Source organism: Rhodococcus sp. PvR044 (genome assembly GCF_040548995.1).
GTDB lineage: Bacteria > Actinomycetota > Actinomycetes > Mycobacteriales > Mycobacteriaceae > Rhodococcus_G > Rhodococcus_G oryzae.
The window spans coordinates 166,873-189,607 of sequence record NZ_JBEPSX010000008.1; the positions used below are offsets into that span (position 1 = coordinate 166,873).

Genomic DNA, 22,735 nt, shown 5'->3' on the forward strand with positions numbered 1-22,735 from the left:
ACTAGCCGGTGAGGAAGTCCAGGATCGCGGAGTTCACCGCGTCGGGACGCTCGAGGTAGCCGTAGTGGCCGCAGTCCGGCAGCTCCACGTAGTTCGCCCCAGGAATGGCCTTGGCCACCTCGGCGGCCAGGTGCGGCGGCACCAACCGGTCGTCGGCGAACCCGATCGCCAGGCAGGGCCGAGTGATCCGGCGGTAAGCCGCGAGGCGGTCGCCGAAGTCGTCCAGGTTCTGCTGGGCGCGTACGCCGCGGCTGGTCTCGGCCTTGGAGAAGGCGAAGATGTCCAGCCAGTCCTGGGCCGCCATCTGGTCCACCAACGAGGCGGGCGAGAGGTTGAGCACGGCGGTGATCGCGGCCCGGTAGCTCGCGGGCAGCGTGATGCCCTGCGCGTCGAGTTCCCGTTCACCCTCGGACAACGCCTTCTGCAGCGCTACCCGGCGGCCGTGCGCGGCGAGGAAGACCGCCTTGCGCACAAGCTCGGGGCGCGCCAGCGCGAGCTCCTGCGCGACGCGGGCGCCGAGCGAGGTGCCGATCACGTGGGCCGGGCCCCCGAGGTGCTCGATCAGCGCCGCGGTGTCCGCGACCATGTCCTCGATGGCGATGCCGTCCGCGCACTCGTCGGTCGGGGCGATGCCGCGGTTGTCGAAGGTGCACACGCGATATCCCGCGGCCAGCAGCGCGGGGACCTGATGCAGGTCCCACACCCGACCGGGGCTGCCGGTCCCCATGATCAGGACGACCAGGTCTCCTGAGCCTTTGACCTGGTAATTCAGCTGAATCCCATTGATCGTGGCGAGGGGCATCGACGAGCCTTTCTGGCGAGAACCGGGGACACGGCCCGGTTCCAGCGCTATGGATAGCCTAAGCTAGCCCCGCGTCGATCACTCGACGGCAATTGTCGCGCTCGTCCAGGAGGAACCCGTTGAGAGTCGCCACGCTCGGATACCAGACCTGGGGTCACCGTACCCTGCAGGCGCTGCTGGATTCCAAACATGAGGTGGTACTTGCGATCACCCACCCCAAGAGCGACCACGCGTACGAGCGGATGTGGGCCGATTCGGTCGCCGACCTCGCTGCCGAGCACGGGGTGCCGGTGCACATCGCGAACAAGCCCGACGAGGATTTCAAGGCCGCACTGAAGCAGGCCGACCCGGACATCATCGTGGCGAACAACTGGCGCACCTGGCTGCCAAGGGACGTCTTCGACGCCCCCCGCTACGGCACCCTCAACATCCACGACTCGCTGCTGCCGAAGTACACCGGGTTCTCCCCGCTGATCTGGGCCCTGATCAACGGCGAACCCGAGGTCGGCCTCACCGCACACCTGATGGACGAGGAGCTCGACGCGGGCGACATCATCCTGCAGCGCAGCACCCCGGTCGGCCCCAAGGACACGGTCACCGACCTGTTCCACCGGACCGTCGACATGATCGGCCCGATCACCGTGGACGCCCTCGACCTCATCGAGTCCGGCCGCACGGACTGGACGCCCCAGGACCGGTCGCAGGCCACCTTCTTCCACAAGCGCGCCGCGGAGGACAGCCGGATCGACTGGACCTGGCCCGCCGAGGTCATCGAGCGACTCGTCCGCGCGCAGTCCGACCCGTACCCGAATGCGTTCACCCACTTCAAGAGCCAGCGCATCCGCGTCATCGAGTCCTCGGTGTCCAAGGGCTGCTACGGCGGCACCCCCGGCCGGGTCTTCATCCACGAGGGCGACGGCATGGTCATCGTCGCCGGGCCCGACGCGTGGAGCGGCGGCAACCGGGGCCTGTCGATCGAGCGCGTGCGCCTCGACGACGGCACCGAGATGACCGGCAAGGAGTTCTTCCCGCACGGCGGCGGCTACCTGAGCTGACGACCCCGCTCGGTGACCCCCGTCACCGAGCGGCGTCGAGTGTGGGCAACCACACCAATTTTGCAGACCTCTGCAACCTTGCAGAGGTCTGCAAAGTCCGTACCGTCGATGGGGTGATCCAAGAACTGCCCCTGCGCGACCGTAAGAAGGCCGCCACCCGACGGGCACTGAGCGACGCCGCGGTCCGGCTGGCCAGGACCCTCGGCATCGACTGCGTGACGGCGGACGCCATCGCGTCAGACGCGGGCGTCTCCACGCGCACCTTTCACAACTACTTCCCGTCGAAGGAAGAGGCCATCCTCTTCCGCTTCGAGACCGAAGTGACCCAGTGGGTGCAGCAACTGCGCGAGCGCCCGGCCGAGGAACCCATCTGGGACTCGCTCGAGACGGTGGTCGTCGGCATCGTGATGGATCCCGAGCGCGACCTCACCGACACCTTCGCCGTGATGGCCCTCGTCGAGGACAGCCCCGCGCTGCTGGCCCGCCAGCTCGAACTGCAGGGGCGCGTCAACCGCATCTTCGGCGAGGCGATCGCCGAACGCACCGGCACCGACATCGAGCGCGACCTGTACCCGAACCTGCTGCAGATGGCCGCGGGGGCCGCATGTAAGGCGGCGATCGACCTCTGGATGCAGGGCACCTCCGACTACGCGAACCCCGGCGAGCTCGTCACCGAGGCCTTCCGCCAACTCCGCGCAGGCATCCCGCAGCCGACACCGCTGCCGGGTGGCTTCGCAGGCTCCGCGCCAGCCCCCATGCAGCACTGACCGACCCGTACCACCTCGAACGAAGGGTCCTCCATGGCCACCTATCTCTATCGGATCGGCAAGTTCGCCTATCGACGAAAGGGCACGGTCCTGTCCATCTGGCTCACCCTTCTCGTCCTGATGGGCGTCGGCGCCGCGACCCTCTCCGGGCCGACCAACGACTCCTTCTCGATCCCCGGGACGCCCGCGCAGCAGGCGCAGGACCTGATGGCCGAGCGCTTCCCTGAGGCCGCGGGCAGCGACCCCTTCAACTCGCTCAGCGCCCGCTTCGTCTTCGCCGCGCCCAACGGCCAGACGCTGACGGCCCCGGCGAACGAGGCCGCGATGGACGCCGTGCTGAACAAGGTGCGCGGCATCGAGCAGGTCGAACCCGCCGCGAAGGCCGACTCGGCCACCCCGCCCGCCGCGGGAGAACGCAGCGCGGCCCTGGTCAACCCCGTTGTCGCCCATGACGGCCTGGTCGAGATGGTCACCGAGCAGGCGCAGGAGTCCGGCAAGCCGCTCGACCGCGCGCTCGCCGACGCGCAGGCGCTGTCCTCGCTCAGCGCGGACGCGACCGTCGGCTATGTCGACGTGCCGTTCACCGGCGAGGTCACCGACGTCACCGACGAACTGATCGCGGAGATTGACGCCGCCGCCCAGGTCGGCCGCGACGCCGGGCTCAACGTCAAGCTCAGCGGCAGCGCCGCGCAGGTCCAGGAGGCTCCAGGGGGAACCACCGAGCTGATCGGCATGGCCGTGGCCGCGGTCGTCCTGATGATCACCTTCGGTTCGCTCGTCGCCGCCGGTCTGCCGCTGATCTCCGCGATCATCGGCGTCGGCATCGGCAGCCTCGGCATCACCATCGCGACCGGATTCACCGAGCTCGGATCGATGACGCCGACGCTGGCGATCATGATCGGCCTGGCCGTCGCCATCGACTACTCGCTGTTCATCGTCTCGCGCTTCCGGCACGAACTGACCGTCACCGACAACCGCGAGGAAGCGGCCGGACGCGCCGTGGGCACCGCCGGATCGGCCGTGGTCTTCGCGGGGCTGACGGTGATCATCGCGCTCGTCGCGCTGCGAGTGGTCGGCATCAAGTTCCTCACCGACATGGGCATGGCCGCCGGCTTCTCCGTGTTCATCGCGGTGCTGATCGCGCTGACCTTCCTGCCCGCGATGCTCGGGCTGTTCGGCAGCAAGGTGTTCGCGGGCCGGATCCCGTTCGTCAAGGCCAAGGATCCCGAGTCCGGGTCGATGCAGCCGGGATCGGCCATGCGCTACGCCCGCTGGGTCGCGCGCGTCCCGTTGATCCCCCTGATCGGCGGCGTGCTGCTGCTCGCCGTGCTCGCGGTGCCCGCCACCGGCCTCAAGCTGGCGCTGCCCAGTCAGGCCACCGGCGACCCCGCGACCAGCGCCCGTCAGGCCTACGACCTGATCGACGAGGGCTTCGGCCCCGGCCGCAACGGCCCGCTGCTGGTGGTCGTCGATGCCCGCGACGCCACCGTCCCGGCGATGCAGGCGTTCGGTGACGTCGCCGCGACGATCTCCGAGCAGACCGATGTCGCCAACGCACAGGTGATCGGCGTCAATCAGGCGGGCGACACCGCTCAGATCCTGGTCACCCCGGCCAGCGGGCCGACCGACCCGAAGACCGTCGACCTGATGCAGTCCATCCGCGACAGCGAGGCCGGGATGCACGAGCAGATCGGCGTCAACTACGGCGTCACCGGTCAGACCGCGCTCGAGACCGACATCTCCGACCGACTGCAGGACGCCCTGATCCCCTACCTGCTGGTGGTCGTCGGGCTGGCGTTCATCCTGCTGACGCTGGTGTTCCGGTCGCTGCTCGTGCCGCTGACCGCCACCCTTGGCTTCCTGCTCAGCGTCGCGGCCACCTTCGGCGCCACGGTCGCGATCTTCCAGAACGGCTGGGGCGGACTGGTCGGGAACCCGCAGCCGCTGGTCAGCTTCATGCCGATCTTCCTGATCGGTGTGGTCTTCGGCCTGGCGATGGACTACCAGGTGTTCCTGGTGACCCGGATGCGTGAGGAATACGTGCACGGCGCCTCCGCCAAGGACGCGATGACGATCGGGTTCACCCACGGGTCGCGGGTGGTCACCGCCGCCGCGCTGATCATGATGTCGGTGTTCGCGGCCTTCATCGCGGAGCCGAACTCGTTCATCAAGTCGATCGGCTTCGCCCTGGCGGCTGCGGTCTTCTTCGACGCCTTCGTGGTCCGCATGGTGATCATCCCCGCGGTGATGGCCCTGCTCGGCGACAAGGCGTGGTGGCTCCCGGCGTGGCTGGACCGGATCCTGCCGAACGTCGACATCGAGGGCGAGAAGCTGCAGCGCGAGCTGCCGGCTCACGCGCTCGAGGGTGAGGAGACGGTGGCCGCCCGCTAGCGGCGGCGACATCCGGATCGAATCGAGGAGGCCGGCGGCGCGATGCGCTGCCGGCCTCCGACGTTGCTGCGACAATCGGCACACGGATATCCGCGGACGAGGGGTTAGCACTGTGACATCGCTGAGGCGAGGTTCGACCGACCGTCCGACGCACGTCGTGCGCACGCCCCGATTCTGGTTGGCGCCGCTCGTCGTGGTGTCCCTGCTGATGTCCCTGCTCGCGGCGCTGTACCTCGGCGGGATCCTCGACGCCAAGGGCAACCTGCACGACTTCCCCCTCGCGATCGTCAACCAGGACGAGGGCGACACGGTCTCCACCCCCGAGGGCGACAAGCCGGAGAACTTCGGCAACCAGATCACCGAGGGACTGGTGGCGAACGTCCCAGCGGACAAGGTCGACCTGCAGCAGATCGGGATCGCGCAGGCCCAGTCCCGGCTGGACACCGGCGAGATCTACGGCGCGATCGTCATCCCGAGCGATTTCACCAAGCGCCTGCTGATCCTGGCCAAGGCGGGCGTCATCCCCGGGGACATCGAGAAGCCGATCATCACCGTCTACACCAATCCCCGCGCCGGGACGTTCGGAGTCGGGCTGGTCACGGGCATCGCCTGGCCCGCCCTCGACGCGGTCAACGACAAGGTCGGCGCGCAGCTGACCGAGCAGGTCAACGCCCAGCTCGCCGCGATCGCGGACGCCCCGGCGCTCTCCGGGGCCGCGCGGCTGAGCCTGGCCGAACCGATCAAGGTGCTCACCACCGCACACAATCCGCTGCCCGACGGGACCGGCAACGGGCTGTCCGCGTTCTACTACGCGCTCCTGCTGGTGCTCGCCGGGTTCACCGGGGGCATGATCGTGAACTCGCTGGCCGACGGGATGCTGGGTTTCGCGCCCACCGAGTTCGGTCCCCGGTATGTGCACAACCCGGCGGTCGAGATCTCGCGTTTCCGGACACTGCTGTCGAAGTGGGCCGTGATGGTGGTGCTGGCCCCGCTCGTCTCGGGCCTGTACGTGGCCGTCGGCCGCGCCCTCGGCATGCCGATCCCCAACCAGCTCGCGCTGTGGATGTACGGCACCTTCGCCATCGCCGCCGTCGGCATCACCGCGCTGTCGGTGCTCGCGGTGTTCGGCACCGTCGGACTGCTGGTCAACCTCATCCTGTTCGTCGTCCTCGGATTGCCGTCCTCGGGCGGCACCATCCCGATCGAGGCGACCCCACCGATCTACGGCTGGCTGGCGAACTTCGAGCCCATGCACCAGGTGTTCCTCGGCGCCCGCGCCCTGCTCTACTTCACCAGCGGCGGCGCGGGCGACCTCACGCACGCCGTGATGATGACGCTGATCGGGCTGCTGGTCGGGCTGACGCTCGGCGCCACAGTGACCCTGCTCTACGACCGGAAGGGCTTCCACCGCGGGGCCGCCCGGCCCGCGGTGGAAGCTGACGTCGCTCGCCTCGCAGATCCGGTGTGAGAAACCCGCGCCTATGGGTATTCGCGGTGGCAGCGACAGTTGCGATCTCGGTGACTGCGCGAGGAGAAGGGGTCATGAGACACCTGCGAGGCGAAGGCGATACCGCGCCGGTTCAGATGGCGGCCGTGCTGATCGGCTTGGTCTTCGTGGTCATCGGTGTGCTCGGCTTCGTGCCAGGTGTGACAACCGGCTACGACACGCTCGCTCTGCCACATGATTCGCAGGCCGAACTGTTCGGCTTGTTCGAGGTGTCGATCCTGCACAACATCGTCCATCTCGTGTTCGGCGTGATCGGTGTTGCCGCATCACGGTCGATCGCCGCGTCCACACTCTTCCTGGTGCTCGGGGGGATCGCCTACCTGGTGTTGTGGATCTACGGACTGATCGTCGATGACCTTTCGGGAGCGGATTTTCTGCCCACCAACGCGGCCGACGACTGGCTGCATTTCGGGCTGGGCATCGCGATGCTCGCCATCTTCTTTGCGACACCCAGAATCGGTACCACCAGAGCCACCGATCCGCATCGCCCCCACTCGCCGATCGAGTGACCGCCTAGTCGGTGGGGTCACCGTCCCCCTACCGGGGCGGATGTTCCAGCGCCAATTTCTCCGTGCGCTCCTCCGACCGTCGCGCCGTGTCCGCGAGCACGTGGCCGGCATGGCGGGTCGTCTCTGCCACCGGCGACTCTGCCAGTCGGGCAGCAACCGCCCGGGCACGGTCGGGCAGGTCTACCTCCCGCACTTTGTCGGCGATGGCAGCAGCATGCACTTTGTCCGCGATCCCGGCGGCATTCACGTTCGGCTTGTGTTCCGAGATCGAGTGCTCGACCTTGTGTCCGACTCGCGCCACGGCCTGACCAGCACGGCGCGCGCCGTCCACCGCAGCCCCCACGGCCGCCCCTGTGAGCGCCCCGATCACCAATCCCAACCATAGATTTCGCATGTGTGGCGCATACCCGACCGGTGCGTGACCAAACCGCGCGCGCCTCCGGAATCGGATCGGACGGTGGTTTCGCCGCCATGATGCCACCAAGAAAGTCGTCGGCAAGGCCATGGGCAGGCAGGGAAGAAGGTCAAGGACGCCTTCAAGAACTAGTACCTCGGACGAAAACGACGCCCTTCACGGACACGCAGGCGTGACCAGGTTGTAGATGTTCTCGGCCTGTTCCTGGCTCGGCTTCGTCCCGTCGTTCGCCGCCAGCGTCTCGATCTCGACGGTCACGGTCTCCTTGTCCGCACCGGCTGCGAGATGAGCACACGATTGCGTTGCGATCATCTCGATGTCCTCATCACTGCGGTCCTGGGCCAACTCCGCATAGCCGGTACGGAACGCGGCGACGAATGCTGCGAGCTTGGTCTCGTCGATCGCAGACTCCGCCGTTGTCATGACGGCACCTGTGCCTGTCATGACCGCGCCGGTACCGTCCTGAGCGTCCTGCGAGTCATCGTCGTTGCCGCAGGCGGCGGCGAGGGCAACCAGGCCCGCCGCGGCGATGGTCAAGGCAGTGGATTTCATCATGGCGGCGGTGTACCCGGCCCTTTCCGGCTCAAACACATGCGAGCACACGAGCCCGCGCACAGGATCCGATCCAACCCGGAACTCCTTGTGGAAAAGGTTGACCGAATGCGTTTCCACCGGTGCGAGCTTGGGTAGGCCAAGTTTCAGTCCGCGAAAACGAAATGGATCCGCCCGGTAACCGAGCACCCACATCGCGGGACACCACCTGCGAAGGAGAATCGACAATGAAGTCCGGAACGAAAATGGCCCTGGGACTCGGGGTGGGCGCGGGCTACGTCCTCGGTCGCACCCGCAAGCTGAAGCTGGCGCTGCTGCTGGCGGGAGGCGGTATGACCGGGCGGTTGCCCGGAACCCCACGGGAGCTGATGCAACAGGCCGCAGGAGCGCTCGGGTCGTCCACCGAACTCGGCAAGATCACCGAGTCGGTACGCGGTGACCTCATCGGCGCGGCCCGTGCGGCGGCGGTGACGGCCGCGGCCAATCGAATCGAGGCGCTGAACGACCGCCTGCAACTGCCCGCACCCGACGAGGAACCCGAAAGCGACGAGGATCGCGAGGAACCACGCCGAAAGGCACGGACTCGAAGGGCCGAATCGAAGCAGGACGAGGAACCCGAATCCGACGAGGACTTCGAGGATGAATACGACGAATACGACGAGGAACCGGAGGAGGACGAGGAACCGGAGGACGAAGCCGAAGTCGAGGATGAATCGGAAGACGACGACGGACGAGTCGACCGCGCACCGACGAGTTCTCGCCGTCGGCGCCCGGCGGACGAGGTCTCCACCTCAGGTCGCCCACGCGCCCGGAGTTCCCGCGCTGGGGGCAAGAATTCGTCGAGCCCCTCGCGGCGCACCAAACGATCCGAGGGCGCCACATCGGACCGCGCGCCCGTGCGGCGCACAGGAAGGTGAGTCCGGTGACACGATCGATCGAACGCGCGACCGGCAAGACAGGAAAGGTCGCCAAGAAGACCGTGGGCAGGGTCGGCAAAACGGCCACGGACACGGTGGGCTCCGCAGGCAAGGCCGTCACGGAAACCCCCCGCGATCTGCAGCCGCTGCAGCAGTCGGTGCAACATCTGGCCGGAACGCTGACCGAGCGCGCCGTGGCGGCTGTCTCCGACAAGGTGAGTGGGACGGCCGAGCGGCTGACGGACTACGCGGAGGGCTCGGGAGGCGGCCTGCTCGCCGCGCTCACGGGGTCGAAGAAGCTGGCCGAAGGCAAGTCGCCGCTGTCGGCGGCGATGAGCGCCGGGTTGACGAACGTCAAGGACCTCGCCGGGAAGAAGTTCGAGGACATCAAGGAGTCCTTCACCGGCGGCAAAGGAAAAGACAAGGGCGGCAAGAAGATCAAACTCACCAACATCGTCGAACAGATCGATGTCGGTGTGCCCGTCCAACTCGCATACGACCAGTGGACCCAGTTCGGCGAGTTCCCCAAGTTCATGAAGAAGGTCGAACAGGTCGAACAGAAGTCGGACGAGAAGCTCTCGTTCACGGCGAAAGTCTTCTGGTCACGCCGAACGTGGGAGTCGACGATCCTGGAACAGGTTCCCGAGGAGCACATCATCTGGCGATCCAAGGGCAACAAGGGCTACATCGACGGGGCGGTGACCTTCCATGAGCTAGCGCCGTCCCTCACCCGGATCATCATGGTTCTCGAGTACCACCCTCAGGGATTCTTCGAGAAGACCGGGAACCTCTGGCGGGCGCAGGGCCGTCGGGCTCGTCTCGAGCTCAAGCACTTCCAGCGACACCTGATGACGCAGAGTGCCCTTCATCCCGACGACGTGGAGGGCTGGCGCGGCGAGATCCACGACGGAGAGGTCGAGGAACCGGAGAGCGAACCCGAAGAACCAGAGAGCGAACCCGCGGAGGACGAAGACCGGAAACCCCCGAAACGGCAGCCGCGACGGCGTACGGGATCCGCGCGCGCGAAAGGCGAGAAGCGGGGGTCCGCGTCATGACCATTGCGACACAAGGTGCGAACGGCGGGGGCGAGCTCGGACGACCGAGTGCGTCCGGACTGGCCGATGTCATCGACACCATCCTCGACAAGGGTCTGGTTCTCGACGCGTTCGTGCGGGTCTCGATCGTCGGCATCGAACTATTGACGGTTGATGCCCGCGTGGTCGTCGCCAGCGTCGACACCTACCTGCGCTATGCCGAGGCGGTGAACCGGCTCGAGATCTCGGAGAACGAGCCGACCGGCTTGCCCGGCCTGGTCGGCGACGTCGCCGAGGGTGGCGCCAAACACAAGACGAAAGGTGCGATCGAGGCGGCAGGCGAGAAGCTCTCGGACTTCCTCGGCGAGGTCCAGGACAGACGCGACGAAAATGCGGAGAAGACGTCGAAGCGAAGGGAGCGATGATGTCGGCGGCAGAGGACACCACCGATCAACGCTCGGGGACCGCGACCTACGTCTACGGCATCGTGCCTGCCGACGTCGAGCCGGAACCCGACGCGGCGGGAGTCGGCGATCCACCCGGCTCGGTGACGGCCGTCCGCTACAACGAGGTCGCCGCCCTGGTCAGCGAGATCCAGGTCGGTCACCCGCTCGGCACGCCCGAGGACCTGCGGGCCCACGCCGAACTGCTCGACGGATCGGCCCGCGTCGCGCCCGTCCTGCCGCTGCGATTCGGTGCTGTGATGACGGACGTGGACGCGGTCACCCAGGAACTTCTCTCCCCGCATCACGACGAGTTCCGGTCCGCTCTCGACGAATTGGAGGGCCGGGCGCAGTACGTGATCAAGGGCCGCTATGACGAGCCCGTGATCCTGCGCGAGGTGCTGTCCGGGAGCCCCGACGCGGACAGGCTGCGAGAGGAGATCCGCGACAAGCCCGAGGAGACCACCCGCGACGCCCGGATCGCCCTCGGCGAGTTCATCGAACAGGCGATCGGCGCGAAGCGGGACTCGGATACCCGCACCGTGCTCGACGCGATCGGATCGCTCGCACACGCGGTGAATGTGCGTCCCGCCAGCCACGACCTGGATGCGGTTCACGTGGCGCTGCTCCTCGACGTGGGCGCCCGGGAGGATCTGGAGAAGGCGCTGGCCGATATCACCAACGAATGGGACGGCCGGGCCGAGATCGAGGTGCTGGGTCCCATGGCGGCATACGACTTCGTGATGAAGCGGGAACCGGAGCAGGAGGGCTGACGATGGGCCTGATCTCGGCGGTACTAGGCGCGCCCTTCGCTCCCGTCCGAGGGGTGATCAGGCTCGGCGAACTGATCCAGGAGCGGGTCGAGCAACAACTCCACGATCCTGCCGAAGCGCGACGGGAACTCGAGGCGATCGATGCCGCAGCGGATGCGGGCGAGCTGACGCCTGACGAACAGGAGGCAGCCCAACAGGAGGTGGTGAACCGGATGACAGACCAACCGGTGGTCACTGAAACACCACCGGCGAACCCCGAGACCGACCAGGAGGAGTGACAGCCGTGCCCAAGAGTCCTCGTGGGGACAACGAGACCGACGATCGCGAGTCGCCCTCGCCCGCACCGGTTTCCGCTGCCGAGGCCGCGGGGATCGCCATGCGCCAGATCGTCGAGCTCGTCTCCCGCGATCCGGTGGGAGCGACCTCTGTCGCTCCCACGGACGAGGGGTGGCTGGTCGAGGTAGAGGTCGTCGAGGACCGACGCATCCCGACATCCTCGGACATTCTCGCGCTGTACGAGGTGGAACTCAGCCTGGACGGCGACCTGCTCTCCTACAGCCGGACGCGGCGCTACCCGCGGGGCAGCAGCGATATCGGGCGGAACTCGCAATGACCATGTCCGGGCGCGAGCCCGCCGGTATGCAGCCGTACGGGTCCGGGCATCAGCCGGCGAACCTCGGCGACATCCTCGAACGGGTGCTCGACAAGGGCCTGGTGATCGCGGGCGACATCCAGATCAATCTCCTCGACATCGAGTTGCTCACCATCAAGCTGCGGCTGGTGATCGCCTCCCTCGAGACCGCGAAGGCGGTCGGGATCGACTGGTGGGAGCACGATCCGTGGCTCAGCGGATCCGCCCGGGATCTGGAACTCGAGAATCGCGCGCTCCGGGACCGGCTCGCCGCGCTCGACGCAGGCGAGACGATGCCCGCCGTCGAATCCGGACGGCAGCAGCCCGCGCAGCAGCACACCGCACCGGAGACGACGGAGGACGATCGTGGCGGATGACGGCACGGGCGTGTGGGTCTACGCGGTGGTCGGCGGCGGTCGCTACGGTGACGAACTCCCGGCGGGGGTGGCGGCCGAACGGGTCCGCACCATCGAGGCCGCGGGCCTGACCGCGGTCGTGGGCACCGTCGGCCTCGACGATTTCGGCGAGGCCGCGCTGCGGCGGAACCTCGAGGACCTCGACTGGCTGGAGACGACAGCGCGCACACACGACGCGGTGGTCGGTGCCGTGGCCCGCAACGCCGACACCGTCCCCCTCCGGTTGGCAACGGTGTGCGCGGACGACGAGCAGGTCCGAGCACTCCTCGCCGAGAGCCGTCGCGATTTCGAGGCCGCACTGCGCCAGATCGCCGGCCGCGCGGAGTGGGGAGTGCGGGCGATCGCGGACACCACCGCACCGCCTGCCCCAGACGTCGGCACGGACGCGCCGGGCGGGGCAGGAGCCCGATACCTGGCGCGGCGGCGGGCGGAGCTGTCGTCGCGCGACGACATCGAGCGCGCACTCGCGGCCGAAGCCGAGAGCGTCCACACCACGCTGCTCCGGCTTGCCGTGATGGGCCGTCGCCAATCCCCCACTGCGCCTGCGCTTGCCGGCACCCGGGAGTGGATGCCGCTCAACGGCACTTACCTGGTGGACCGGGACCGTGCCCGCGAGTTCGCGGATGCCGTCGCGTCACTCGATCGCGACCACGAACGGCTGCGGCTCGAATTGACGGGTCCGTGGCCACCGTATTCGTTCACCGGAATCGAACGCGATTCGGGACGGGAGTCGCCATGACCATGCCGCCGGACGAGAATCGGGAACGCCGCGTCGCACTCGTGGACCTGCTCGACCGGGTACTCGCCGGTGGGGTGGTCATCGCCGGCGACGTCACGCTCGCGATCGCGGATGTCGATCTGGTGCAGGTCTCGTTGCGCACCCTCGTCTCCTCCGTGCGGGCCCTGCCCGCCCTCGACGCGGTGTCCGCTCCATCCGAACAGGCGACAGATGGCTGAGCAACGGGAGACGCGCAGCTTGCCGCAACGCATCGACTCCGATCCCGAATCGGTGGAACGAGGGCTGGCCACCCTCGTGCTCACGATCGTCGAACTGCTCCGACAACTCATGGAACGCCAAGCGTTGCGCCGTGTCGACGAGGGCGATCTCAGCGATGACCAGATCGAGCGGATCGGCACCACTTTGATGCTCCTCGAACGTCGAATGGAGGAACTACGAGAGCATTTCGGGCTGGATCCCGAAGATCTCAACATAGACCTGGGGCCGTTGGGAACACTGTTGCCCCCGCCATGAGGGAACGCCCAGACCCCGGCGCCGGCCGCCCCCATGCGAGATCTCGAATCTCACACGTGCCGTGGTCCAGTTGTGTTCTATCGATATTCGGGCCCGCATTGTCGCTGTGGTGGCCATTGTCACCCATTGCGCTGTTTTCGGTTGTTGACCGGCGGGTTTCTGATTCTGTCGGATTCTGGATTCAACGATTTCGGTACGGCGCGAGACATGAACGTTACGCATTCGTCCTACGTTGGGGGCAACCGACAAGAGCATTCGAAAGGGTCGACATGTTGCACACCGATATCCCTACTCGCTCCGAGATCGAGGCGCTGGTCGATGCTTCCGCGCCGTGGTCCGTGTCGATCTATACGCCGACCGAGGCCGACACTGCGACGCCGGAGCAGAATCGGATCGCGTTCTCCAATCAGACGCGAGATGTGTTGGGGCGTATCGATGATCGGGATGCGCGGGTCGCACTGGAGGAGGAGCTCGAGGATCTGATCGCAGATGAGGAGTTCTGGCGGTTTCAGGCGCGCACGCTGGTTGTGCACGCGACGCCGGATCGGATGCGTACCTTCCGGATTCCGAATCGGCTCGAGGCCGGCGTCACCGTCGGGGATCGGTTCTTCGTGAAGCCGCTGCTCCGGGCGGTCACCTTCCCGCAGTCCGCATTCGTGCTCGCCCTTGCCGAGGGGTCGGCGCGACTGGTGGAAATCACCCCGGATCGCCCGGCCGAGGACGTACGGGTTCCCGGAATTCCTTCCAGTGCAGCAGATTATGCGCGCAAGGCATCGTTGAGTGGTCGCGCACCCAAGGGTCGGATTCAAGGCACCGAGGGCCGCAAGGTCCGCGTGCGTCAGTATGCGCGCGCGGTGGATCAGGAGCTGCGCGACATTTTGTCGGGGCGCGACCTGCCGCTCATTCTTGCCGCCGCCGAACCGATCGGGGCCCTGTTCCGCTCGGTCAACAGCTACGACGGCCTGCTCGCGGAGACCATCGAGGGCAATCCGGAGCAGCTTTCGGACGAGCAGCTCGCCACCCGGGCACGCGAGATCCTCGACCGGTACTACGAGAACGAATTGGCTGATCTGCGTCTCCTTTTCGAGGATCGACGCGCCGAAGGCCGGGGAACCACCGACCTCGCCGACATTGCCAGGGCCGCGACCTTCGGCATCATCGACACCCTGATGGTCGACATCGACACGACCATCCACGGCGTCATTACCGAGGATGACGGAACTCTCACCCTGGCAGCGAATTCCGATCTCGACGCACCGGGTGTCCTCGACGAGGTCGCGCGCCGAGTCCTGCTCTCGGGCGGACGGGTGCTCGCCGTGCGCAGCGCCGATATCCCGGACTCCGCGGCGGCGGCGGCCATCCTGCGCTACGCGATGTAAGAGGTCCGGCCGCTGTGCACACAGCGACGCGGCGAAATCAGAACATACCCGCCAATTTCATGGTGTCCGTCCGCAATTCGGCAATCATTGCGCGCACCCGATATCCGGCGCGGAATACACCGTCGAACTCTGGGAAATCCATTCCGAGAATCATCGGGAACATGACGATGTCGCAGAGCGCCAGTTGCAGAAAGGACGCCCCCTAATTTCACTGGTGGCACGGCCGAGCGGTGTTCGCAGATGAGGGAGAGTCCGGCTCCCACAATGTGTCCGGCCGAATTCAATTCCAGGCTATAGTCGCGATCGGCGAATTTCTTGATCATTCCGGGTCCGCGAGACCCCCTCACCGACGAGGCCGATCCGCGAACGGTTCACCGCCGCCGCGACGGGCGGCGGCGGGCAGCCCGGTCCTACCTACCGGACCAGGCCGCCCACAGCTGCGCGTACCGTCCGCCCGCCGAGACCAGCTCGTCGTGAGTCCCCTCCTCGATGACCTCGCCGTGCTCGAGCACCAGCACCCGATCCGCGGTCGCCGCCTGCGTGAGCCGGTGGGCCACCACCAACGTGGTGCGCCCCCTGGTCGCCGCCTCCGCCGCCACTTCGAGGTCGCGCGCACCCGCACTGCCTGCCTCGGCGGTGGCCTCGTCGAGCACCGCCACGGCGGGATCGGCCAACACCAGGCGGGCCAGGGCCAGCTGCTGCGCCTGGGCCGCGGTCAGGGTGTGTCCGCCCTCGCCGACCTCGGTGTCGAGCCCGTCCTCGAGGACATCCGCCCAACCGAGCGCGCCGACGGTGTCCAGCGCCGCGCGCGCCTGCTCCACGGTCGCGTCCGGCCGGGCGAGTCGCAGGTCCTCGATCAGCGGGCCGGCGAAGACGTGCACCTCCTGGCTCACGATCACCACCTGCTCGCGAAGACTGTCGCCGAGCTCCGCCAGCGGGACCCCGCCGATGGACACCTCGCCCGCGGTGGGCGTGACCGAGCCCGACGCAATCGCCGCGACGGTCGTCTTCCCGGCACCGGTCGAGCCGACCAGCGCCACCCGCGTCCCCGGCTCGATGCGCAGGTCGATGCCGCGCACCACCTCCCGGGATCCGTCGTAGCTGTGCCGGACCCCGGTCAGGCGCAGCTCCGCCGACGCGGGCACCGCCCCCGACGGGGACGCGTTCTCCGCCGGAATGTTCACCACACCGACCAGTCGCGCCAGGCTGGCGCCGGCCGACTGGATCTCGCCGAAGGTGTACATCAGCATGCCGATCGGGTTGAACAGCCGGTGGAACAGAAGGGCGGCGGCGGTGGTCTCGCCGACGGTCACCAGGTCGCCCTTCACCAGCGCGAAGCCGACCACCAGGATCACCGAGAGCCCGACGAACTCGGCGCGGTTGCCGCGGCCCGCGAACCGGGTGAAGAGAGTGAACACCCCGGTCGCGATGTCCCTGGCCTTTCCGGAGGCCCGGTCGATCTCCGCCAGGTGCACGTCCTCGAGCCCGTACGCGCGGACCGTGCGCGCGCCCTGCATGCTGCTGATCAGCGCCTGGGACCGCTCCCCCATCGCGACCCGCTCGGCGGCGAACATCGGGCCCGACCGCGGCAGGTACCAGCGCAGCGCGAGCGCGTACATAGGCAGCGCCACCGCGCCTGCCAGCCCGAGCCGCCAGTCGATGCCGAGCATCGCGATCATGCTCAGCACCACCAGCAACACCGCGGAGACCAGGTTCGGTACCACGTCGGAGACGGCCTTGCCGATCACCGAGATGTCGTCGCCGACGCGGGAGAGCAAGTCCCCCTTGCCCACCCGCTCGACCGTCGCGATCGGCAGGGTCAGCGCCCGCTCGACCGTCCGCTCCCGAAGCCGCGCGAGCATGCCCTCGCCGAGACGGCTGATCAGCACCGAGCCCCAGCCGGCGAACAGCCCGCCGAGCAGTGCGGCGACGGCGATGACCGCGACCACCCCGACGATGATCTCGGTCGGCGCCTTGGACTGCACCCGGTCGACCAGGATCCCGAACACGTAGATCGGCACCAGGGAGACGGCCGCACCGACCGTCCCGACGGCGAGCGTGAGCCCGGTCAGGCGGCGGACGCGCGCAAACTCGGCTCGCAGCCAGGCCCAGCTCTCCCCCGCCGTCGCGATCGGGAGCAGGGGCCGGTGCTCTGCGGTGACGCTCATCGCAGCACCACCTTTCGGTAGTTCTCGTCGGCCGTGGCGAGGTCGGTGTGGGTGCCCTCGCGGACCACGCGGCCCTCGTCGAGCACCAGCACCCGGTCCGCCACCGCCAGCAGCGCGGGGCTGCTGGTGATCAGCACGGTGGTGTGCACCCACTCCCGGGCCTCGTGCCCGTTCACGCCATGCCTGAGCCGCGAAATGCCCTCCGCGATGGCCTGTTCGGTCACCGCGTCGACGGCGGTGGTCGGATCGTGCAGCACCAGCACCGGTGCCTGCGACAGCAGCGCCCTGGCCAGCGCCACCCGCTGCCGCTGACCGCCGGACAGGCTCGCGCCCCGGTCCGTGACCGGCAGGTCCAGCCCGTCGGGGTGCGCGTCGACGACGTCCACCGCCGCCGAGGCCGTCAGCGCCCGGCGCACCTCGGTGTGGTCGGCGTCCGGGCTGCCCGCCACCACGTTGGAGCCGACGGTCCCCGCGAACAGGTCCGTGTTGTGCGGCTCGACGAGGACGGCGCCGCGAGCCTGGGCCAGATCGATGTCGGCCAAGTGCACCCCGCCGACGGTCACGGTGCCACCGTGATCGTCGGGCGCGACGTGCCCGGACAGCAGGTGTGCCAGCGCCTCCGCATCCTGCGGGCGATGCGCCAGCACCCCCACCAACTCGCCGGGGTGCGCGCGGAGGTCGAGTCCGCGCAGCGACCGGTAGCTGACATCGGCCAGCTCCAGCGTCACCCGCGGCGGCAACGATTGCGACCCGGCCGGGACCATCGGGTCCGCATCGAGCACCAGCGCGAGCCGGTCGGCGGAGGCCCTTGCGGTGGCGAGGAAGCCCGGCATCCGCGCGAGGGTGCCGAGCGGTTCGATGATGAACTGGGACAGCCCGACCACGGTGATCAGCTCGCCGATCGTGATCCGGCCCTGCAGCGCGAACCAGCCGGCCACGCCCGCGACGCCAACGGCCAGCAGCGCGCTGACCGTCACCGAGGTGCCCACGAAGATCCCGGTGGCCTTGGCCGCGTGCAGCGTCGAACGCAGCGCCTCGCCGCTGGCACCGCGGTAGCGCGCCGCCGCGGCCCGCTCCGCGCCGAGCCCGCGCAGCGGACGCAGCCCGCTCACCAGGTCGGTGGCCGACCCCGACGCCCGGGCGGTCGCCGCCTGCGCGGCGGTGGCGCGGCGGGTGATCAGCGGCGCCGCGAGCTGCATCAGGCCCAGGATCACCGGCGTGCCGATCAGGACGGCGAGGCCGAGCGGGACGTCGATCACGAGCAGGGTCACCGCGGAGGCCACCGCGGCGACGAGCGCCGCGACGATGCGCGGGATCACGTCGAGGATCCAGGCCTCCCGATCCGCGTCGGAGGTCGAGACGGTGAGCAGTTCACCCGAGCGCAGGTCCGTCCGCACACCCCTGGGGTGCAGGATCCGGCCCGCCACCTCCACCCGGAGCAGGTGCGCCTCGTTCTGCATCGCGAACACGATGAATCGGGCGCCCATCCGCCAGGCCGCCGTGAGCACCAGGAACAGCGCCGCCAGCCCGAGCACGGAGATGACGAGCGCGTCGGTGTCACCGGTGGAGATCGCGCGGCCGACGATGATGCCGATGGCGACCGGCACCATCGTCTCGGCGATCTGGTGCACCGCGAGCAGCGCCGTACCGATCGTCAGACGTCCCCGGTTCCTGGCGATGGTCCGCCGGAGAATCCCGGCACCGCCGCCGCGCCCATTGGCGGCACCGCCGCCGCGCCCATTGGCGGCACCGCCGCCGCGCGCAGATGTGCGCCCCATCAAGCCTCCCGATAGTGTGCGGCGACCAGATGCCGTTGAAGTTAGTACACCCTAACTGACGTTGGAAGTAGCGCCGGACCGCCCGGTTCTCATAGAGTCGCGGACACGTACGAACCTGCCGCAGCAGGCGTACTCCGCCCGAGAGGAACAATCGACATGGCCGCGAAGACGACCACCGAGAACGACATCGCCGACGAGGAGCTCGAGCCGGTAGCGGACGAGACCGCCCGCCAGGCACAGCGAGTTGTCGCGGCATATGCGACAGATGCCGACGAATGCCGGATGTTGCTGTCTATGCTCGGCATCGGCCCCTCGGCCAAGATCGACTAGTCAGCCGGCGCCGGCCGCGGTCGCGGCGGCATCCGAACAAAGGAAGATTGTGGGCTCCGCCTCGGAATTTGTTGTCGTTGCCAACCGGTTGCCCGTCGATCTCGAGACCCTGCCCGACGGCAGCACCAGGTGGAAGCGCAGTCCGGGTGGCCTCGTCACCGCGCTCGAACCGATCCTGCGCGGCAAGAAGGGCGCCTGGGTCGGCTGGCCGGGCGTGCCGGACACCGATCTGGGCCCCATCGTCGAGGACGGCATCGAGCTGTACCCCGTGCGCCTGAGCGCACAGGAGGTCGCCGACTACTACGAGGGCTTCTCCAACGCCACTCTGTGGCCGCTGTACCACGACGTGATCGTCAAGCCGGTCTACGACCGTTCCTGGTGGAACGCGTACGTCGAGGTCAACCGCCGGTTCGCCGAGGCCACCTCGGCGGCCGCCGCGCACGGCGCGACGGTGTGGATCCAGGACTACCAGCTCCAGCTGGTGCCGAAGATGCTGCGGATGCTGCGCCCGGACCTGACCATCGGGTTCTTCCTGCACATCCCGTTCCCGCCGGTCGAGCTGTTCATGCAGATGCCGTGGCGTCGGGAGATCGTCGAGGGCCTGCTGGGCGCCGACCTGATCGGCTTCCACCTGCCCGGCGGCGCACAGAACTTCCTGTACCTGGCGAGGCGACTGGCGGGCCAGCCGACGTCGCGGGGCAATGTCGGGGTCCGCTCCAAGCTCGGCGTCGTCCAGGTGGGCTTCCGCAACGTGCGGGTCGGCGCGTTCCCGATCTCCATCGACTCGGGTCAGCTCGACGAGCTCTCCCGCAAGAAGTCGATAAGGGACCGCGCCAAGCAGATCCGCAAGGAACTCGGCAACCCGGACAAGGTCATGCTCGGCGTTGACCGGCTGGACTACACCAAGGGAATCGACGTCCGCCTCAACGCCATTCGTGAGCTGCTCGAGGAGGGCCGGATGGACCCGGCCCAGAACATCATGGTCCAGCTGGCGACGCCCAGCCGGGAACGGGTCGAGAGCTACATCCAGATGCGCGGCGACATCGAACAGCAGGTCGGCCGGATCAACGGCGAGTTCGGTCAGGTCGGCAGGCCGGTCGTCCACTACCTGCACCGGCCGATCCCCCGCGAGGAGCTGATCGCCTTCTTCGTAGCCGCCGACGTCATGCTGGTGACCCCACTCCGGGACGGCATGAACCTCGTGGCCAAGGAGTACGTGGCCTGCCGCAGCGACCTCGGCGGCGCCCTGCTGCTGAGCGAGTTCACCGGCGCCGCAGCCGAATTGCGTCAGGCGTACCAGGCCAACCCGCACGACCTGGACGGCGTCAAGGACGAGATGGTCGCGGCGCTCACCCAGGACCGCGAGGCGGGCCGCCGCCGGATGCGCGCGATGCGTCGTCAGGTGCTCGCGCACGACGTGGACCGCTGGGCCAAGTCGTTCCTCAACGCGCTGGCGCGGGATTCGGTCGCGGGCGGCGCGCTGCTCGGCGACGAACTCAAGGCCTGATACCGCAGAAGGGCGCCTCCCCCGGGGTAGGCGCCCTTCTGCGTGGTCCGTTATACCTGGTAAAGGTCGGCTGGAGTGGGTCAAGCCAACAGAACATAGTGGAGAGTTACTCGACAGACCATCGGACGAGGTTAACCGTCGTTTGCGCTCAACTGCCTCAACCATTGGTCAACCACCTGTGCGGTCGTATGCGCCTCAGTGCTGCACAGTGCGACATGTTCCGCGTCCACGGTCTGGACAGTCTGTTCGGTTGACCAGCTTTCGATGGGCCACTCGTTGAGGTTGTGCGTTGGTGACGGTTTCGTGCATTTGATGACGAGCGCCTTGCATTCGACAGGCTGATACTCGATTTGCAACAACAGCTCGAGCCAGCATGCTAGAGCGGTCAACCGTTCGGTGGTGAAGCCGGCAAGGTCGGGGATCAATGCTTCCGTATCGACCACGGCGTCCCTCGCGGTTCCCATTTGGCGCTCGTTTGCCTCTCGAGCGATAAAGGAATCGAAGATGATCAATCCCTGCAACCGGGAATTGCTTTGTTCCAGCAATCGAGCTGCAGCGGCGTGGGCGAGGTTTCCTCCTCCCGACATGCCGGCCAGGACAAATTCGTCGTTCCCAACGGTGTCGAGGACGGCCTTGGTGATACTTTCGATGGCGGCGTCGAGCGACGCCGGCAAGGGCTCATCCGGCTCATATCCCGAGAGCGGGATGACCGAGAGACGGCGATGACCGCCCAAATGAGCGGCGAGCAGAATGTACTGAATATATCCGCCGAGAAATGCCGGGGTGCAGATCAATACAACGTGAGGCAAGGTATCTCCGCCACTATTGTGGGGCGTGCCACCGCTGAGCCCGATGCCCCTCGGTATTCCTGCCGTATAGTGGTCGAACGCCGGGCGGAGTTTCGCAGCCGCAAGAAGGAATTCCAGGCCGTCGCCGAACTTATCGTCTGCGACCGCCTGTCTGAACATGCGAACAATAGATGGTTCAGCGGATTTGGAGCTCGCTGCGGGAGACTGTTCGACAGACTCGGCGACCACGGTAGCTCGGTCGGGGGCAAGTCCGATCCCGTTGCGCCGGGGCACAAACAGGATGTCTCCGCGTATGGCGAGTTGAGGTTCGGCGCTGGCGACTGCGGTGACGGTCATGTTCCGTACGGCCATGAGTCCGAATAGGTCCCCGAGGCCTTTGTCGGAGGAGTCGGTGTCGACGAGAATGATCCGCCCCGGGTTCTCGGCCTGAGCCGTCTTCACAAGCTCCCATATCGCCGATCCTGCCGGGTGCACGACTTCGTCAGTCGATACCGAAACCGCGCCGCGCGTGAGTACCAGGAAAGGGCTGGAATCGAAGCGTCGTTGTCCGGACCAGGACTGCAAAGCGGCTGACACCTTCTGTGTCATGGTGTGCGCATCCGTTGGCAGCGTACCGGATTCGTCTCTGCGGCAGTCCAGAACTATGACCTGGGCTGTGTCAGTGTCAGGCCCGTTCAGTGCTTCTTCCCAGTCGCAGGGTGCGACCTCGGGCAATGATGTGGGGGTGGGAATTGTCGACCACTCGATGGTGCGATTCTTGTTCATGGATTCGTCCGATGCCTCGACGAGCTGGCCTTGCTCTGTGGTCATTGCTCAAAGCTCCTGTGCAGTCTCTGATTTCGGCGGAATCGACGTATGTTCACAATCGACAATGGCTACTTCTTTCTGGATGGCGGCTGCGGCACCCCGAGGCGTAGAACCTGTTCTTGCGGCTGACGTGAATGGCCTTGCCGGTGCCCCGCTGGCGGTCTGCAATGAACTGACTCGGGGAGCGCTCTGCGCTGCACCACGGCGTCGCCGGCCTGCCATGTCGCCAGCATGCCATGAGGAACTGGCGTCGTCCATCGCTTGACTAGAACGTGTTCTTGCGTGATGCTGACACGCACTTTGCGAGTTAGCTCATGGGGGTGGGGCGGATGGACCGGGCGACGGCAATGCCGAGCGATGGCAATCGACTTTCCGCAGACGTCGGTGGCGCCTGGCGGTGTGCGCAAGTGACGGCACGGCCGGCAGACCAATGGCTCACGCAGCCGAGCGCAGGCTGAAGTCAGCTGACGTGACCCTCACGACAGATACTGTT

Annotated in this window: 24 protein-coding genes; 18 read left to right on the forward strand and 6 right to left on the reverse strand. The window is 67.5% G+C overall.

Features of this window, described 5'->3' with window-relative positions; genetic code table 11:
- Nucleotide 1: 1 nt before the first annotated feature.
- Nucleotides 2-802 carry an alpha/beta fold hydrolase gene (locus ABIC28_RS19105; RefSeq protein ID WP_097211868.1) on the reverse strand — a complete coding sequence of 267 codons (801 nt, stop codon included), beginning with the start codon at nt 800-802 and terminating at the stop codon, nt 2-4.
- 119 nt (nt 803-921) lie between these two features.
- Between ABIC28_RS19105 and ABIC28_RS19110 the strand changes: the two genes are divergently transcribed.
- From ABIC28_RS19110 to ABIC28_RS19130, 5 genes are all read left to right on the forward strand, one after another.
- Complete coding sequence (locus ABIC28_RS19110; protein ID WP_354580319.1) at nt 922-1,857, forward strand: methionyl-tRNA formyltransferase; 936 nt, start codon at nt 922-924, stop codon at nt 1,855-1,857.
- 113 nt (nt 1,858-1,970) lie between these two features.
- Entirely contained in the window at nt 1,971-2,624 is a 654-nt protein-coding gene (locus ABIC28_RS19115) for an acyl-CoA-like ligand-binding transcription factor (RefSeq protein WP_354580321.1), read from the forward strand.
- 33 nt (nt 2,625-2,657) lie between these two features.
- Entirely contained in the window at nt 2,658-5,015 is a 2,358-nt protein-coding gene (locus ABIC28_RS19120) for an MMPL family transporter (RefSeq protein ID WP_354580323.1), read from the forward strand.
- 208 nt (nt 5,016-5,223) lie between these two features.
- Nucleotides 5,224-6,483, forward strand: a complete 1,260-nt coding sequence (locus ABIC28_RS19125; protein ID WP_245221768.1) for a YhgE/Pip domain-containing protein — start codon at nt 5,224-5,226, stop codon at nt 6,481-6,483.
- A 74-nt stretch (nt 6,484-6,557) separates the two neighbouring features.
- The gene (locus ABIC28_RS19130) at nt 6,558-7,031 is read left to right on the forward strand and encodes a DUF4383 domain-containing protein (protein WP_354580437.1); all 474 of its coding nucleotides are present in this window, start codon (nt 6,558-6,560) and stop codon (nt 7,029-7,031) included.
- Between the two features lie 28 nt (nt 7,032-7,059).
- On the opposite strand, the gene ABIC28_RS19135 is transcribed toward ABIC28_RS19130, so the two are convergent.
- Together ABIC28_RS19135 and ABIC28_RS19140 are read right to left on the reverse strand one after the other, a co-directional pair.
- Nucleotides 7,060-7,401, reverse strand: coding sequence for a hypothetical protein (locus ABIC28_RS19135; protein ID WP_354580327.1), 342 nt, complete (start codon nt 7,399-7,401; stop codon nt 7,060-7,062).
- 201 nt (nt 7,402-7,602) lie between these two features.
- A complete protein-coding gene (locus ABIC28_RS19140; protein ID WP_209927623.1) occupies nt 7,603-8,193 on the reverse strand; it encodes a hypothetical protein in 591 nt (196 codons plus the stop codon).
- A gap of 32 nt (nt 8,194-8,225) precedes the next feature.
- On the opposite strand from ABIC28_RS19140, the gene ABIC28_RS19145 reads away from it, so the two are divergent.
- The 11 genes from ABIC28_RS19145 (at nt 8,226) to ABIC28_RS19195 (ending at nt 14,843) form a co-directional block, all read left to right on the forward strand.
- The gene (locus ABIC28_RS19145; protein ID WP_354580330.1) at nt 8,226-8,915 is read left to right on the forward strand and encodes a hypothetical protein; all 690 of its coding nucleotides are present in this window, start codon (nt 8,226-8,228) and stop codon (nt 8,913-8,915) included.
- 5 nt (nt 8,916-8,920) lie between these two features.
- Nucleotides 8,921-9,970: an SRPBCC family protein gene (locus ABIC28_RS19150; RefSeq protein WP_097211992.1), complete on the forward strand. Its 1,050-nt coding sequence runs from the start codon at nt 8,921-8,923 to the stop codon at nt 9,968-9,970.
- A complete protein-coding gene (gene gvpJ, locus ABIC28_RS19155) occupies nt 9,967-10,374 on the forward strand; it encodes a gas vesicle protein GvpJ (protein ID WP_097211859.1) in 408 nt (135 codons plus the stop codon). The genes ABIC28_RS19150 and gvpJ overlap by 4 nt, the downstream gene beginning before the upstream one ends.
- Nucleotides 10,374-11,165: a GvpL/GvpF family gas vesicle protein gene (locus tag ABIC28_RS19160; RefSeq protein WP_354580333.1), complete on the forward strand. Its 792-nt coding sequence runs from the start codon at nt 10,374-10,376 to the stop codon at nt 11,163-11,165. Before gvpJ ends, ABIC28_RS19160 begins: the two co-directional genes overlap by 1 nt.
- 2 nt (nt 11,166-11,167) lie before the next feature.
- Nucleotides 11,168-11,443 carry a gas vesicle protein GvpG gene (locus ABIC28_RS19165; protein ID WP_097211857.1) on the forward strand — a complete coding sequence of 92 codons (276 nt, stop codon included), beginning with the start codon at nt 11,168-11,170 and terminating at the stop codon, nt 11,441-11,443.
- A 5-nt stretch (nt 11,444-11,448) separates the two neighbouring features.
- Nucleotides 11,449-11,778, forward strand: a complete 330-nt coding sequence (locus ABIC28_RS19170) for a gas vesicle protein GvpO (RefSeq protein WP_354580335.1) — start codon at nt 11,449-11,451, stop codon at nt 11,776-11,778.
- Nucleotides 11,775-12,173 carry a gas vesicle protein gene (locus ABIC28_RS19175; protein WP_373560252.1) on the forward strand — a complete coding sequence of 133 codons (399 nt, stop codon included), beginning with the start codon at nt 11,775-11,777 and terminating at the stop codon, nt 12,171-12,173. The genes ABIC28_RS19170 and ABIC28_RS19175 overlap by 4 nt, the downstream gene beginning before the upstream one ends.
- Nucleotides 12,163-12,951, forward strand: coding sequence for a GvpL/GvpF family gas vesicle protein (locus tag ABIC28_RS19180; RefSeq protein ID WP_354580337.1), 789 nt, complete (start codon nt 12,163-12,165; stop codon nt 12,949-12,951). Before ABIC28_RS19175 ends, ABIC28_RS19180 begins: the two co-directional genes overlap by 11 nt.
- The gene (locus ABIC28_RS19185; RefSeq protein ID WP_097211854.1) at nt 12,948-13,169 is read left to right on the forward strand and encodes a gas vesicle protein; all 222 of its coding nucleotides are present in this window, start codon (nt 12,948-12,950) and stop codon (nt 13,167-13,169) included. Before ABIC28_RS19180 ends, ABIC28_RS19185 begins: the two co-directional genes overlap by 4 nt.
- Entirely contained in the window at nt 13,162-13,464 is a 303-nt protein-coding gene (locus tag ABIC28_RS19190; RefSeq protein ID WP_097211853.1) for a gas vesicle protein K, read from the forward strand. Before ABIC28_RS19185 ends, ABIC28_RS19190 begins: the two co-directional genes overlap by 8 nt.
- Nucleotides 13,465-13,733: 269 nt before the next feature.
- Nucleotides 13,734-14,843 (forward strand): baeRF11 domain-containing protein, encoded by a 1,110-nt coding sequence (locus ABIC28_RS19195; protein ID WP_354580340.1) that lies wholly within the window; start codon nt 13,734-13,736, stop codon nt 14,841-14,843.
- A gap of 410 nt (nt 14,844-15,253) precedes the next feature.
- Here the strand turns inward: ABIC28_RS19195 and ABIC28_RS19200 are convergent, their stop codons facing one another.
- Complete coding sequence (locus tag ABIC28_RS19200; RefSeq protein ID WP_354580342.1) at nt 15,254-17,011, reverse strand: ABC transporter ATP-binding protein; 1,758 nt, start codon at nt 17,009-17,011, stop codon at nt 15,254-15,256.
- Nucleotides 17,008-18,789, reverse strand: a complete 1,782-nt coding sequence (locus ABIC28_RS19205; RefSeq protein WP_354580344.1) for an ABC transporter ATP-binding protein — start codon at nt 18,787-18,789, stop codon at nt 17,008-17,010. Before ABIC28_RS19205 ends, ABIC28_RS19200 begins: the two co-directional genes overlap by 4 nt.
- Before the next feature lie 156 nt (nt 18,790-18,945).
- Here ABIC28_RS19205 and ABIC28_RS19210 point away from each other — a divergent pair, with 156 nt between their 5' ends.
- Nucleotides 18,946-19,119 carry a hypothetical protein gene (locus ABIC28_RS19210; protein ID WP_169310548.1) on the forward strand — a complete coding sequence of 58 codons (174 nt, stop codon included), beginning with the start codon at nt 18,946-18,948 and terminating at the stop codon, nt 19,117-19,119.
- 49 nt (nt 19,120-19,168) lie between these two features.
- The gene (locus tag ABIC28_RS19215) at nt 19,169-20,626 is read left to right on the forward strand and encodes an alpha,alpha-trehalose-phosphate synthase (UDP-forming) (protein WP_257017479.1); all 1,458 of its coding nucleotides are present in this window, start codon (nt 19,169-19,171) and stop codon (nt 20,624-20,626) included.
- Nucleotides 20,627-20,757: 131 nt separating this feature from the next.
- Here the strand turns inward: ABIC28_RS19215 and ABIC28_RS19220 are convergent, their stop codons facing one another.
- Entirely contained in the window at nt 20,758-22,245 is a 1,488-nt protein-coding gene (locus ABIC28_RS19220) for a SpnB-like Rossmann fold domain-containing protein (protein WP_097211848.1), read from the reverse strand.
- Nucleotides 22,246-22,735 lie beyond the last annotated feature (490 nt).

Excerpts from the sequence above, each read along its gene's own strand:
- ABIC28_RS19105 (WP_097211868.1), bottom strand. The coding sequence starts at position 802 with ATGCCCCTCGCCACGATCAATGGGATTCAGCTGAATTACCAGGTCAAA.
- ABIC28_RS19120 (WP_354580323.1), top strand. The coding sequence starts at position 2,658 with ATGGCCACCTATCTCTATCGGATCGGCAAGTTCGCCTATCGACGAAAG.
- ABIC28_RS19125 (WP_245221768.1), top strand. The coding sequence starts at position 5,224 with ATGTCCCTGCTCGCGGCGCTGTACCTCGGCGGGATCCTCGACGCCAAG.
- ABIC28_RS19130 (WP_354580437.1), top strand. The coding sequence starts at position 6,558 with ATGAGACACCTGCGAGGCGAAGGCGATACCGCGCCGGTTCAGATGGCG.
- ABIC28_RS19140 (WP_209927623.1), bottom strand. The coding sequence starts at position 8,193 with ATGTGGGTGCTCGGTTACCGGGCGGATCCATTTCGTTTTCGCGGACTG.
- ABIC28_RS19145 (WP_354580330.1), top strand. The coding sequence starts at position 8,226 with ATGAAGTCCGGAACGAAAATGGCCCTGGGACTCGGGGTGGGCGCGGGC.
- gvpJ (WP_097211859.1), top strand. The coding sequence starts at position 9,967 with ATGACCATTGCGACACAAGGTGCGAACGGCGGGGGCGAGCTCGGACGA.
- ABIC28_RS19160 (WP_354580333.1), top strand. The coding sequence starts at position 10,374 with ATGTCGGCGGCAGAGGACACCACCGATCAACGCTCGGGGACCGCGACC.
- ABIC28_RS19165 (WP_097211857.1), top strand. The coding sequence starts at position 11,168 with ATGGGCCTGATCTCGGCGGTACTAGGCGCGCCCTTCGCTCCCGTCCGA.
- ABIC28_RS19175 (WP_373560252.1), top strand. The coding sequence starts at position 11,775 with ATGACCATGTCCGGGCGCGAGCCCGCCGGTATGCAGCCGTACGGGTCC.
- ABIC28_RS19185 (WP_097211854.1), top strand. The coding sequence starts at position 12,948 with ATGACCATGCCGCCGGACGAGAATCGGGAACGCCGCGTCGCACTCGTG.
- ABIC28_RS19190 (WP_097211853.1), top strand. The coding sequence starts at position 13,162 with ATGGCTGAGCAACGGGAGACGCGCAGCTTGCCGCAACGCATCGACTCC.
- ABIC28_RS19195 (WP_354580340.1), top strand. The coding sequence starts at position 13,734 with ATGTTGCACACCGATATCCCTACTCGCTCCGAGATCGAGGCGCTGGTC.
- ABIC28_RS19200 (WP_354580342.1), bottom strand. The coding sequence starts at position 17,011 with ATGAGCGTCACCGCAGAGCACCGGCCCCTGCTCCCGATCGCGACGGCG.
- ABIC28_RS19205 (WP_354580344.1), bottom strand. The coding sequence starts at position 18,789 with ATGGGGCGCACATCTGCGCGCGGCGGCGGTGCCGCCAATGGGCGCGGC.
- ABIC28_RS19210 (WP_169310548.1), top strand. The coding sequence starts at position 18,946 with ATGGCCGCGAAGACGACCACCGAGAACGACATCGCCGACGAGGAGCTC.
- ABIC28_RS19220 (WP_097211848.1), bottom strand. The coding sequence starts at position 22,245 with ATGACCACAGAGCAAGGCCAGCTCGTCGAGGCATCGGACGAATCCATG.